At 35.9% G+C, this 13,969-nt stretch carries 8 protein-coding genes; all 8 read right to left on the reverse strand.

Features of this window, described 5'->3' with window-relative positions:
* Positions 1–534: 534 nt before the first annotated feature.
* On the reverse strand, positions 535–2,847 hold the full coding sequence (locus OLM51_RS17965; protein WP_264551972.1) for a glycosyl hydrolase family 95 catalytic domain-containing protein: 2,313 nt from the start codon (positions 2,845–2,847) through the stop codon (positions 535–537).
* A gap of 66 nt (positions 2,848–2,913) precedes the next feature.
* A complete protein-coding gene (locus tag OLM51_RS17970) occupies positions 2,914–5,583 on the reverse strand; it encodes a glycoside hydrolase family 3 protein (protein ID WP_264551973.1) in 2,670 nt (889 codons plus the stop codon).
* Positions 5,584–5,674: 91 nt separating this feature from the next.
* Positions 5,675–7,012 carry an alpha-L-fucosidase gene (locus OLM51_RS17975; RefSeq protein WP_264551974.1) on the reverse strand — a complete coding sequence of 446 codons (1,338 nt, stop codon included), beginning with the start codon at positions 7,010–7,012 and terminating at the stop codon, positions 5,675–5,677.
* A gap of 23 nt (positions 7,013–7,035) precedes the next feature.
* A complete protein-coding gene (gene galB / locus OLM51_RS17980) occupies positions 7,036–9,591 on the reverse strand; it encodes a beta-galactosidase GalB (RefSeq protein ID WP_264551975.1) in 2,556 nt (851 codons plus the stop codon).
* A 57-nt stretch (positions 9,592–9,648) separates the two neighbouring features.
* Positions 9,649–11,466, reverse strand: coding sequence for a right-handed parallel beta-helix repeat-containing protein (locus OLM51_RS17985; protein WP_264551976.1), 1,818 nt, complete (start codon positions 11,464–11,466; stop codon positions 9,649–9,651).
* Between the two features lie 33 nt (positions 11,467–11,499).
* The gene (locus OLM51_RS17990) at positions 11,500–12,279 is read right to left on the reverse strand and encodes an SDR family oxidoreductase (protein ID WP_264551977.1); all 780 of its coding nucleotides are present in this window, start codon (positions 12,277–12,279) and stop codon (positions 11,500–11,502) included.
* 64 nt (positions 12,280–12,343) lie between these two features.
* Positions 12,344–13,177, reverse strand: coding sequence for an amidohydrolase family protein (locus tag OLM51_RS17995; RefSeq protein ID WP_264551978.1), 834 nt, complete (start codon positions 13,175–13,177; stop codon positions 12,344–12,346).
* Positions 13,164–13,511 (reverse strand): L-rhamnose mutarotase, encoded by a 348-nt coding sequence (locus tag OLM51_RS18000; RefSeq protein WP_264551979.1) that lies wholly within the window; start codon positions 13,509–13,511, stop codon positions 13,164–13,166. The genes OLM51_RS17995 and OLM51_RS18000 overlap by 14 nt, the downstream gene beginning before the upstream one ends.
* Positions 13,512–13,969: the final 458 nt, after the last annotated feature.

The raw sequence follows: 13,969 nt of genomic DNA on the forward strand, positions 1-13,969 counted from the left end.
TAATAAAACGATTTACAAAAACGTTTTAGTGATTTTTTTATAGTAATTTATATTTTTTAACATTAAAAAAAATGAAATGAAAATTTAACCACTAATTGGCTGAAAATAAAATAATAAAAGATGCAAAATAGGTGCTTTTATTCTGACAAAATAAGGAAAACAAGCCCAAAATCAATAAAAATAAATACTGCAAAAAACAAACACTGAAACTTCAATAAATTACGATATTTTTAACATAAATATATGTTAACTACTATTCATTCACTTTTTTTATTTGTCTTCAAAATCAGAATTTCCGATAATGAATTATCTTCACTTAATAATTTCCTTTTTCAATAAAATTGTTACAAAATTTCCTGCTGTACTTTACTCATTTTTATCATTTTATAAAGTTGTAAGCATTTTTTTGCATTTGTTTTTTATCTACTCTCCAATTTTTCTGAAATCCAGTTTTGTTTTGCCAATCTGAGACTTACTTAAATCAAAATCAGCACCCTTTTTTATCAAAATAAATCCGGAAAAACTCGCTTTTAGTTAAAACTGACCTTCAATTATCTGCCCCTTTTTAACAGCAATTTCATAGATTCCATTTTGAAATTTTACCTCTTTTGAATTCCATTTTGGAACTTGTTCTTCAAAATTATCCTTGATTCTCAGAGTCCCCGCTTTCTTTGTCGTAATACTGAACCATGATATTTTTCCGTTTTTTCGCGTAGCAGAAACTTTATACCCTCCTTCTGCTCTCAAATCTGTAAAGGAAAGATTGCCCCATTCTTTTGGCGCAGCAGGAAAAATTCTAATTAAACCGGAGTTTACTTTCCCAGGCGTAGCACTCCAGCTTTGTAATAACATTTCCTGAATTGCCTGCATGGCTATAAAATTTCCTTCAAGTGTAAAAGGTTTTCCTCCGCCCCAACCGTATTTAGTATCGGGAGTCTGATCCTGATTGACATGAAAACCATTTCTCAGGATATAGGCTTTTTCAAAAACATCCAGATGATGGTACGCGCTTTCCGCATTTCCGGTACGAGCCTGCATGCACGACATCCATGCCCAGGAATAACCACACCATTCATTATGTTTTTCAGCATTCCATTCCGGACGTTTTAGTGTCGTATTAATTCTTCTTTGTTCTTCTGCATTGCCTTCGGTTGTGATCAGATTGAAAGGATAAATTCCGATGATATTAGATAGATGTCGATGGCTTTCTCTCAATAATAATTTGGAATCAAGCATTAATTCTCCATCTGGTGCCACATGAAAATCTCCTAATTTTTGAGCTAATTCGTTCCATGATTTTGCTTCATCCGTTAAATCTAAAGCCTCTGCCATTTCGGCTACGGCCAAAAAGTGCATTTTCATACTCATTAAATCATAATTGGTATTAGGCTCTAACCATTTATTATCGAATATCTCAGGAGAAGAAGATCTTAATAATTTCAAGTTACCGTCTTTGTCCGGTTTCAAAAGTCCTCGTAAACATTCTGCCGCTTCTTTACACCAAGGATAGGCGCGATCTTTTAGAAAAGTATCATCAGCAGTATACAACCAATGCAGATAAAATAAATGTGCATTCCAGGAAGTCATAGTTGGTGACAAACTAAAAGCAGCCCAGCCTCCCAAAGGTTGCCCGTCCAAAGTCATTACTCCCGGTACTGCCAATCCGGGTGTTTCATAAAAATCTTTAGCAAAAGCACGCCATTTGTCACGTTTGTTCCAAAGGAAATTGATATAACTGCTTCCTTCGTCAAAATTTCCAGCTTCCTGATACGCGATATAAGTCATTTGGGTATTCAAATCACTGTGATAATCGCCTTTCCATGGCGGAAGACTTCCTGTTGCTGAGGTCCAGACTCCCTGCAAAGGCATTGGAGGTGTATTGGCCCTGGAACCCGATCCGTACAAATAGCGGGCAAAGGTGTAGTAATCCTGCATTCTTTTTTCAGGCAAATTGATTTGTGATTGTGCCCAAAAATTACTCCACCATAACTTGTGTTCTGATAAACTTTTAGTAATTCCGAGATTCAAAATCTCATTACAGCGGGATTTTGCCAGTTCCAGTAAATCACTGCCTTCACGACTTGTGGTTACCGCTATTGCAGTTACGATTTCGTTGTTTATTTTTCGTGTTTCTGTGTAAACGCAATAAGACAATCCTTCTGAAGCTTCCTGAATGTACCATTTTGCATTTCCTGTCGCTTCATTTTTTGCAGCGGGATAACCTAATGATTTTATTGTATGACTATCGGGTCCGGCAGATGCTCCGCGATATTTATCTGAAACCTGCATCGAACTCATTACCTCTAGCGAACTGTATTGGGAAACCGGAATGCGCATTATTGCAACAGGCTTTACAGCGCTAAAAAAAACAGTAGCCTGCTGTCCGTTTTCAAAATGTACAATTCCTTCTGCCGTACTTTTATTAAGTTCAAATGATTGTATTGCTGTTCCATTTGTTAAAGTAAACTCTACTGCACCAGCCGGTAATTTTGTAGGTGTCGAACCATAATAAGCATCTTCCCACATATTTCCGCCTTTGGCCCAAGTTTGAGTTTTCCACCATTCTTTTGGTCCATTAGTGCGTTCGTCCCACAAATCGCCCCGATCAAGCGAAAGTCTGATGAGGTTTTTTTCTCCCCATAAAAGTCCACCTGTTAAACCATTACCAAGAGGTATAGCTTCGTCCCAGGAATTAACAGGTGCCTGCAACACTAAATTATTTTCAGCTTTTGGAAAACTTTCCGGTTTTTTTTTCTTCTGCGAAAAAGCCATCATACTGCAACAAAACACCAACAGGATGATTTTGAATTTAAAGTTTGCATTTGAAAAATCTTTTTTTGAAATCATTTTATTCTGGTGTTGGTTATTTATTTACTTCGAATCGTTTTCAGTTTTATAAATCTTAACGTACAACTACTCCGTAACGGTAATAATTTCTCGCAGTCTGATATCTCTTGAAGATGCGCCAATCATAATTCTGAAATCGCCTGGCTCTACCACCCATTTCATATCTTCATTTAACATTTGTAAAACTTCTTTATTAATTTCAAATGAAACTTCTTTTGATTCTCCCGCTTTAAGTGAAATTCTTTCAAAACCTTTCATTTGTTTAATTGGTTGTGCAATAGATGACAAAAGATCTCTTACATACAACTGAACAACCTCATCACCATCAACAGCACTTGTATTTTTAATCGTGCAATACACTTTGGTTGTTTCTGATTTTCCGATTTTCTTTTTGTCAAATCGTAAATTGCTATATTCAAAAGTCGAATAACTTAATCCAAAACCAAACGGGAATAAAGGAGCTCCGTTTAAATTGGTATAATCATCAGAACGACCTGTTGGTTTGTGATTGTAGACCAATGGCAATTGTCCTTCAAAAACCGGGAAAGTAATTGGTAAACGTCCTGCCGGATTTTTATCTCCAAATAAAATATTTGCAATAGCATGACCGCCATCTTCTCCCGGATACCAAACATCCAGAATCGAAGGCACATTATTAATCCATTTATCCATTGTAATGGCGCTTCCTCCTACCAGAACCACAACAACTGGTTTTCCTGTTGCTGCAACCGCATTGATTAATTCTTCCTGATGTCCTAATAAACCTAAATAAGCTCTGTCATTAAATTCTCCTTCTTCAATTCCTGCAGCAATTACAGCAACATCTGATTTCTTAGCCGCCGCAACAGCTTCTTCAATTTTCTTCTGCCAATCATTATTAACTCCAACGTTCCAAACTAATTTGAATTTAGCATAACCCTGCGATTCAAAAAACTCGATTTTAATATCATATTCTTTGTCTTTTTCAAAATTGAAATCAACCAATTTGGCCGAGTACGTTTGGCTTTTCCAATTGTCAATAATTAGTTTCCCGTTCAGATACAAACGATAACCATCATTGCCCTCAAAACCAATTTTATAAATTCCTGATACTGGTGATTTGATTTTTCCTGTCCATTTTGCCGAATAAAAATCATAGTTAATTTTTTCCTGATCCGGAGAGTATAATGTCCAGTCAAAACTAATTGCATTATCTAATCTTGTCAAAGCAGGAGTTCCGCTTAATTGTACATTATTGAAATATTCGCCCGATAATCCGTTTACAGTTTTCCCCTTTTCAATGCTGAATAAATTAGCAGACGGAACAACGGTATATTCTTTATTTCTTCTCGCACAGCCTTCAGCCAGATTAATCACAGCCGACGTACCTAACTTTGCTTTTATACCGTCAAGCATATTTACTTTTCCGTTTCCTGGGCCGCTGTAACCGCCTAAACGAGCTTCGGTAATATCGTTTCCTATTAAAGTAATTGATTGTATAGATTTTTTAAGAGGCAGAATATTGTTGTCATTTTTCAATAAAACCATTCCCTTTTCTGCCGCTTCTCTTGCTAATAATTTATGAGCCGGATTTCCGTTCCATTTATTCGTTTCTTTTTCGTCAGCATATGGATTTTCGAACAATCCCAGTTCAAATTTCAATCTCAGAACTCTCGTTACGGCTTTATCAATATTTTTCATATCAATTCTTCCATCTAAGAAAGGAGGCTGAAACAATTTGTAATGATCATAAGCCGTTTGAAAAATAACATCTAACCCATTATTGATCGCATTTGCACTTGATTCTGGATAGTCTTTTGCCGTATAATGCAGTACATTTCCTCCACCAACAGCATTTGCATCTGAAATAATGAATCCCTTAAAATTCATTTCGCCTTTCAGCTTTTTATTCAACAGCCAATTATTTGCTGTACACGGACTTCCGTTTATAGTATTGTATGAAGTCATCACACTTCGGCTTCCGCCTTCATTAAAGCAGGCGCGAAATGGAGGAAACTGATATTCTTCTAAATAACGTTCATTGTAATCAATTGGATAACTGTCACGACCGCCGTCTCCGCTGTTTGCAAGGAAATGTTTTGGAGTTGTGATTACTCCTCTTTCTTCAAAAGACGACACATAAGCGACTCCCATTTTTGAAGAAAGAAAAGGATCTTCACCATACGTTTCCTCTACTCGCCCCCAGCGAACATCTGAAGCAAGATTTACAACAGGTGATAAAATCTGACGGATTCCACGGCTTTTTGATTCTAATGCAATCGCTGTTGAAACTCTTTTCATTAACCCCGGATCAAACGTTGCCGCCAATGAAATAGACTGCGGAAATGCTGTTGCTCCGTCTCTGACTAATCCGTGCAATGCTTCATCAAAAGCAATTATAGGAATTCCTAAACGTGTTTTTTCGACAAAATATTTCTGTATTTTATTAATTAGTTTTACTGTTTCTTTTGCATTACTTGCTGCGCTGTAATCTAAAATTTGATTACTTGCATCAGTACTTCCTTTCGCACTTACCTGAAAACCAAATATTCCGTTTTTATAATTTTCTGCTCCATCAGACAAATCACCGGGAATCATGAACATCTGCCAAAATTTTTCCTCAACCGTCATTCGGGATAATAGATCCTGAACGCGCTCGTCAACGGGAAGTTTTGGATTTTTATACTTTGGAGTGTTTTGTGAAAATATACTTTGCGCTCCAAGAAATAAAACGATTAAAAGTGCTTTTTTGTTCATGATAATACTACTATTGTGCTGAATGGATTGAGTAACTTTTTATAAAAAATGCCATCCTCAAAAGTTGAAGATGACATTTTCTATACTTTTATTAATTCGTCAGGAAACCACCCTGACCTCTGTATAATTTAATTGGCGCATCTAATGTTACTTTAATACAAGTCACATATTTATCTGCTGTATTCTCTGGCAAATCGATATAAACCAATCCCGGAACAGCGCTCCAGGAAATTTTCCCTACTACTTTGTGCGTTAATTTTACATTTGAACCCAAAACCGTAATATCCTGAATTTTATTATCAAGACCTTTTAACATCAATTGTCCTGAAGTTTTTCCGTGTACAAATAAGTAAAGCGTTTTTGAATCTTTAGAAAGTGTGGTTGGTCCATAAAAATGTCCTAACGGAATTCCCGGAACTGTTCCAAAAATACCTTCACCATTTCTTCTGTTCCAATCTCCCAGTTCTTTCAATGTTGAAACCACTGTGTCTGGATATGTTCCGTCAGGTTTTGGCCCTATGTCAAGCAATAAATTTCCTCCGTTTGAAACTGCATCTACAAAAATAGTAATGATCTCGTAAGGCGTTTTCCAATTGTTATCGCTCACACGGTATCCCCAGTTTTCATTCATAGTCATGCATAATTCCCACCATTTGAATGCCGGACGCACCACTGGAAAGTTTTGTTCTGGTGTATCATAATCACCATAACCCTGTAAACGTCCGTTAATGATGGTGTTAGGATTTCTGTCTAACATCATTTTACGCGTTTTCTCAGCCTGCCATTCATCTGCACTATGCTCCCAATCGCCATCAAACCACCATAAATCCGGATTGTACCAATCTGAAATTTCTTTGATTTGTCCTTGGAAAAATTTCTGAAAACGTTCCCAGCGAGCTGGTTCTTTTTTAATATCATAACGCGCTTTATCTTTCAAGAAGCCCGGATAATCGTTATGTGTCCAATCGATTAATGAAAAATAAGCACCGCATTTTACATCTCTTTTGCGCAATTCCTCAAAGAATGGTTTAATCATATCTTTTTTGGCAGGAGTAGTTTTTACTGAACTCAACTTACCTAATTTGGTATCGTACATTGCCACACCATCGTGGTGTTTTGTTGTAATTACTGCATATTTAGCTCCTGAATCTTTGATCATATCTGCCCAGGCAGCAGGATCATATTTACTCAAAGTGTAGCTTTTTTGCTGTTTCATATAATCTTCTACAGAAATTTTTCCATTGTGAAAACTCCAGGATTCAGAAACATCAGCAACGGAATAAATTCCCGCATGAATAAAAATCCCCAGCTTAGCATCTTCAAACCATTTCATTTTTTCGGCAATATCTTTTGCAGCAATTTTGTTCTGCGCACTGCCCGCAATAGATGTTCCTACGAACAAAGCGGTTAAGATTATCTTTTTAATCATTTTTAATTTATTTTGTTTGTTTATTATTTAATTCTAATTGTTGTTGAAGCGCCCTGTAATCCTGCACTTTCTGCTTTTACAGTAAATTGACCTTTCTGCTCTTTTTTAGCTTTAACTATCACTAAAACTTTTCCGTTAAAAGCGGGTCTTTCTGTACTTTGAAAAGGCACAAAACTGGTTGCATCACCATTATCTGTAGCCACAATTTCTCCTGCTCCTTCAATTGAAAATTTCATTAATGGATTTGTACGCGGAACTACTAAACCATTATTATCTGTAATATCAACCGTTACAAAAACCAGATCAACATCGTCTGCAAGAACTTCTGCTCTATCTGCTGTCATTTTCAATTTTGTTTCGGTTCCTGTAGTTTTAACGATATCTGTTGCCCATATTTTACCATTCTTATAGCAAACTACTTTCAGTTCCCCTGGTGTATAAACTACATCATCCCACGTTAAACGAAAGTCTTTTCCAGCTTCCATTTTCTTTCTTCCCAGACTTTTTCCGTTTAAGAACAATTCACCTTCGTTTCCAGAAGTGTAAACATGTACAGGAACTACTTTCCCTATGCGTTCACTCCAGTTCCAATGCGGCAAAATATGTGCTGTAGGAACATCTGGTCTCCAATGTGATTTGTAGCTGTAATAACGGTCTTTTGGAAATCCGGCCAAATCGATAATTCCAAAATAACTGCTTCTTGACGGTGGATTACTTTTTTGCAATTCTGCCAATTTTGCTTCTAATTCTTTTTGTTTAGAAGGATCCGTTCTAAAATTCAACAAATTTGTTTCATCTGAGTTGTATGGTGTTGGTTCACCCAAATAATCAAAACCTGTCCAAACGTATTCCCCTAATAAATGCGGGTATTTTGCATTGGTACGAAATTGTGTGTCTGGCGAACAGCCCCAGTCTGGAAATGCATCATCATAAGACGAAATCTGCCAGGAAGTTTTGTTGTACTTATCATCAAAGAAATATTCTCCGCGTGAACTTACAGTAGAGGATGTTTCACTGCCCAGCGTTGGTTTATTTGCATATCTTGGATCAACATCCCATTTTGGCTGCTGGTCAAAAAAGTAATTTACTCCCATAATATCTAATGCCATAACAGCTCCAGAACCTCTTCCTCCATCAGGATCATTATATCCGTTAGAAACCGGGCGTGTCGGATCTTCTCTGCGCATAATATCAGCCAGTTCTTTGGTCAATTTTACATTTTGCTGATCTGGAACTTCGTTTCCAATTGACCAGATAAATACCGAAGGATTGTTTCTGTCTCTGCGAACCAAAGCCATTAAATCTTTTTCATGCCATTCGTCAAAAATCAAATTATAATCCAGTTTCTTTTTACCAATTTTCCACGCATCAAAAGCTTCATCCCAAACTAAGAATCCCATTTTGTCTGCCAATTCCAACAATTCCGGAGCAGGCGGATTATGAGAAGTTCTTAACGAATTACAGCCCATTTCTTTCAGCATTACCAATTGTCTTTTTAATGCCGATGTATTGATTGCAGCACCCAGCGCCCCTAAATCATGGTGATTACAGGTTCCGAATATTTCTACTCTTTTTCCATTTAAAAGGAATCCGTTTCTTGGCGTAAATTCAATCGTTCTGATTCCGAAAGGAGTATTATAAGTATCCACCACCTTTCCGTCAACGCTTATTTTGGTTTGTGCTACATAACGATTTGGTGTTTTTAAATCCCATAATTTAGGGTTGTTCAAAACCGAATGTGTTTCAGCCTCTTCACTTCCGTTTGCTTTAATGTCAAGTGTTGAAGTAATTAATGAACCTACTTTTGCTTTAAGATTGTCATTTATATCTATTTCATATAAATCCGTTGTAACAACTGCTTTTACTGATTTACTTGAAGCGTTATCTACTTTTACCATTACTTTGATATCAGCTGCTTCTTTGGTAATATTTGGAGTTGTAACGTATGTTCCCCAATGTGCCACATGAACCGGGCTCGTTTTTACCAGCCAAACATGGCGATAGATTCCTGCTCCCGGATACCAGCGAGAATCCCAGTTTTCAGTATCTAAACGAACGGCTAAAATATTTTCCTTACCAAATTTTAAAAACGGAGTCAGATTCATACGGAAGGAATTATAGCCAAACGGCCATGTTCCCACATAGTTTCCATTTAAATAAATTTTAGCATTAGCCATAGCACCGTCAAAATCAACAAAAATTTGTTTTCCTGAATCTGAAGCCGGTACGGTAAAATGTTTGCGATACCATCCAATTCCTTTCCAAGGCAATTTTCCCGTTTCGCCTCGTAGTTCAATTCTAAATGGTCCTTTGATAGCCCAATCGTGTGGCAGATTTAATTTTTCCCAAGCAGTTTCGTTTACTGAAACGGCTTCTAAATTCTTAGGTTCTTCTTTCACTAATCCGTTAGCTTGAGATCCGTATCTTGAAAAAAGCCAATTGTCGTCAAATGACTGTGTATCTACAGAACCCATTCTCTTTATTACGGTATTCTGGGAAAATCCGGACAAACTGATCATCGAACATAGTAGCATTGCAAGGCAACTCTTAAGCGGAAATATATTTTTGGTTATAATCATTCTGGTTGGTTATTTTGGTTTTGTTCATAAAATGAACGCGTTATAGTCCATTCTTATTTATTCAATATTCAAATTTTTTATATCTGTTTTTATTTGCCGCTTCGTCATTTTGAAGGCAGTGATTTTTGGTTTCCAGGTTGTATTAAACGTATTATGCCTAATTACAACATTCTTGCAGGCAGTAAGGGTAAAGAAATTTTCATTTGATCCCGATGCAAGCAAATTGGACTGATTAATTGTATTATTCAAAAAAGACAATCCGTCTGTAGAACGTGCTGACAAAATATGTTTATCAAAAACTTTGAATGTATTATTCTCAATTCTGATGTTGCGATGCACATAATAACCCGAAACCAACTCGTGATTTTCTGGCGCAATGTTGATTATCGTTTCAGAATTATACGCACATTCTTCAAAAGTGTTGTTTCGGATTGTTACATCTGAAACTGCACCCGACTCAAACCAGCTCGATGCATCGTTTGCAATCAAAATAGCATGCATTCCTGTACGGTAAAATGTATTATTTTCTATTATTATTTTTCTGCGTGTCGTCAATAACAACCCTCTTGTATTTGTACGCTCAAATCTTGAATTTCGAATAGTAACTTCGGGTGTCCAGGTTATATTTTCGATCACGTCTCCTACTTTAACTTTATCTGATATTTCGTCATCTAAAAACAGCTCCATTTCTTTTTGTCCAATCAATTTTGCTGATTTTAATTTGCTGTAATTAATTGGTTGCAACGTTTGCGGATTTACAAAACTGATACTGTCTCCTGCAAAAAAAGCTTCAAATCCGTAGGTTTGATGGTGCATGAATTGTACTTTTATTTTATTGCGTTCTGAAATTTCAGTTACTTTTAAATGAGTTCCATGTACATTTACAGGATCGTCATGAGAACCTGATGTTTTACACTGATCAACCAAAATTTTTCCTTTACAACCAGAAAAATGAAAACAATCTGCAAACGAAGCAATCGCACGTCCTGAATCTTCACGAGGTGCGACTACCACCTTTGTAAATGTTATATTTTCGGCAAATTGAGAAACGATTCCCAATCCGTGCATGTAATGCATTTTTACATTAGACAGAACAATATCTTTACTTAAGGTGATAAAACCTCCGCAATTGTCTCTGTATGTGTCACGAATAGAAAGCACATCTCCTGCTTTATAATTTTCTTTTGTAAAATTGCCTTCAAACAAAACGGTTCTATTCTCTTCCTGAGTCGCTTTTGAATTCAAAAATGGCTCAAATGAGGAATAGCGCATTAGATTTTTCTCTTTATCCAATAAAATTGTGTGATGAGAATTACTTCTCCAGCCTTCCCCGTAAAATCCAATTTTTCCGTTTTCGATACCATATCCGGAATCTGGATGAACTTTAATTTTGACCGCCGACGGTGAAACTGACATAATTGTTACTTCAGACATTGTTGGGCGTTCATAATCAAACTGAACGTTTTTAATCTCAACATTTTGACAGTTAAACAAAGCAAACGAAATCATTTTTCCATGCAAAACGACCAAAGTGTTTTTGCCATCCAAAGTGACATTTTTCAAATGATCGAAGAAAAATCCAATATTTTTTGTTTTCGATAAAGTATCGCTTTCTGTCGCATTCGAAATATAAATTTCCTTTTTGACTGCCTCTTCCGGCCATAAATCAATTCTTCCACCAGGTAACTGAATCACAACATTCTGTCTTCCCTGGCACTTTCTTAATGCTGTTGCAATTCCTTTACTTGCATTCAGATAACTATTCGATTTTACCCCAAACTGAGTGACTTTTATAGTATCAGCAACCTGACCCAAAACACCGAATGTCGTCAGGAAAACTAAAAAAAGTAATACTGTTTTTTTGAATAAAATCATTTTAAGTTTAGCAATTAAAACTTTAATTATAAATTATAAAGAACGATCCAGGTGCGTATATCCTCCATCTACATAAATCAATTGACCTGTTGTATGACTTGATTTGTCAGATAATAAGAATACAGCCATATTAGCAATTTCTTCAGCAGTCGTCATTCTATTTCCGAATGGAATTTTAGCCGTGATTTCTTTTAATTTTTGCTCTGGATTTTCCAATGTATTAATCCACGTTTCATACAATGGTGTGTAACATTCTGCAACAATCACTGCATTTACCCGTATTCCGTATTTTAATAATTCAACAGCCCATTCGCGGGTCAGAGCATTACGTCCACCGTTTGAAGCAGCATAAGCAGAAGTATTTCCCTGTCCAGTATCGGCCGTTTTTGAACCTATGTTTACAATTGATCCTTTTGTTTTTTTCAACTCAGGTAAAGCATATTGTGCCATCAAGTAATAGTGTACCAGATTTTTATGAATCGATGCCATAAATTTTTCATAATCTCCATTTTCGAGACCTACTCCGTCATTTACGCCGGCATTATTAACCAATCCATCAATACAGCCACACAATTCAATCACCTTATCTACTGCATTTTTACACGCTTCCGGATCCGTCAGTTCGGCTACCACAGCAAGTGCTTTTCCTCCTTCAGCTTCAATTTCTTTAATCGCAATTTGATTGTCGGTATCATGTCTTCCTATTATTACAGGAATTGCACCTTCGGCAGCCAGGACTTTACAAATCCCAAGCCCGATACCTTTTGCTCCGCCGGTTACAATGATTATTTTGTTATTAAGATTAAGATTCATTTTTGGTTGGTTTAAGTTAGATAGTTGTATTGCTTTTGAATTTTACATTCAAATTGAGAGGCGTTTATTCCTCCAATTGATAAAAATCGATTGTATTCCTGCTCCAGAATTTATCCTGATCTGCTTTAGAAAATTTAGAAAAATAATCCTCTACAATTTCGCAGGATTCTGCATAAGATGCTGCCAGTAAACTTACCGGCCAGTCACTGCCAAACATTAGACGATCAATTCCGAATACTTCGGTAACAATGTCCAGACAGTACGTAAAATCTTCAGCAGTCCAATTATTCCAGTCAGCTTCGGTTACTAAACCAGAAACTTTGCACATCACGTTCGGAAACTGTGCTATCGTTCTGATTCCCGTTTCCCATTCCTCAAATTTCTTATTTTTAAAATCCGGTTTTGCCAAATGATCAATTACAAATTTTTGCTTTGGAAATTTTGCTACCAATTTTGCAGCATTTTCCAGATGCTTTGGAAAAATCAAAATATCATACGTATAATTATATTCTTCTAATTTTGAAATTCCGTTTTGAAATTTTTCCTGTAACATAAAATCAATATCAGCTTCTGCCTGAATAATATGTCTGAACCCTTTTAGTTTTTCATATTTGGTATAATACTGCAAATGCTCCCCGATCGTTTCTGCACTTAAATCTATCCAGCCTACTACTCCTTTTATAAAAGGATTATTTTTTGCCAGATCCAGTAAAAAAAGAGTTTCATCTTCACTTTGATCTGCCTGTACGGCCACACAGCCTCCAAACTGATTTTCTACTAATAAAGGTTCCAGATCAGCTGGTAAAAAATCCCTTCTGATCACTTTCATCTGATCATCGATCCAGGCATCTTTTACAGGATTGTACTTCCAAAAATGTTGGTGGCTATCTATTTTCATGCAAATCAAATATTTTATCCATCATCATCCATTTTTCGCCTTCTTTTGCCCAGGGTAATGCTTTTTGATATTTCCACATAAGTTCTTCCCATTTCTGAACCACAGGATTATTAGCATCCATTGCTCCTTTTCTTTCAAAAGTAAAAGTTTCATTGGCCTCAATTATCATAAACATTCTGTTCCCTACACAATAAATATCTAAATTTTCAATTCCTGAATCTGTTATACTTTGGGTAATCTCTGGCCAGATTTTCTCATGATACTTTTTATATTCGGTCATTAATGCCGGATCTTCGACTAAATCTAATGCGAGACAATATTTCTGAGTTACCATATTTATTATGTTTTAAAATTTAAGTTTAAAACCTAAATTATTGATTATCATTTAAAAATTCGATTTGCGTTTTGGCTCTTCATTAGTATGCAATTCTGCATCTGTTATCGTTCTAAACGATACTCTATTTTAGCCCTTAAAATACTAAATCGTTTTAATATTTTTGAAATGTATAATAACGCAATCTCAAAAAAATAAAATTATTGCATTATAATCTTTTAAATTACCTCAAAATTATCATTAATTAAGCATTTATTATCTTTACAATTAATTTCACAAAAAGCAACCAAATAAGTAGCCTTTTTAGTGATAAATTACAGATTGATAAATTTTATACTATTTCGAAAAATAAAAAAGAAAAAGAAGCGTGAGGTTTTTCAGTAAAATAAAACAGCTATTACTTACAATCTGTTGGGTGTAATTATTTTTAACACATGAAAACATAGGTTTAACACTCT

It is taken from the genome of Flavobacterium sp. N2038 (genome assembly GCF_025947185.1).
Lineage (GTDB): Bacteria > Bacteroidota > Bacteroidia > Flavobacteriales > Flavobacteriaceae > Flavobacterium.

Excerpts from the sequence above, each read along its gene's own strand:
- OLM51_RS17965 (WP_264551972.1), bottom strand. The coding sequence starts at position 2,847 with ATGATTTCAAAAAAAGATTTTTCAAATGCAAACTTTAAATTCAAAATC.
- OLM51_RS17970 (WP_264551973.1), bottom strand. The coding sequence starts at position 5,583 with ATGAACAAAAAAGCACTTTTAATCGTTTTATTTCTTGGAGCGCAAAGT.
- OLM51_RS17975 (WP_264551974.1), bottom strand. The coding sequence starts at position 7,012 with ATGATTAAAAAGATAATCTTAACCGCTTTGTTCGTAGGAACATCTATT.
- galB (WP_264551975.1), bottom strand. The coding sequence starts at position 9,591 with ATGATTATAACCAAAAATATATTTCCGCTTAAGAGTTGCCTTGCAATG.
- OLM51_RS17985 (WP_264551976.1), bottom strand. The coding sequence starts at position 11,466 with ATGATTTTATTCAAAAAAACAGTATTACTTTTTTTAGTTTTCCTGACG.
- OLM51_RS17990 (WP_264551977.1), bottom strand. The coding sequence starts at position 12,279 with ATGAATCTTAATCTTAATAACAAAATAATCATTGTAACCGGCGGAGCA.
- OLM51_RS17995 (WP_264551978.1), bottom strand. The coding sequence starts at position 13,177 with ATGAAAATAGATAGCCACCAACATTTTTGGAAGTACAATCCTGTAAAA.
- OLM51_RS18000 (WP_264551979.1), bottom strand. The coding sequence starts at position 13,511 with ATGGTAACTCAGAAATATTGTCTCGCATTAGATTTAGTCGAAGATCCG.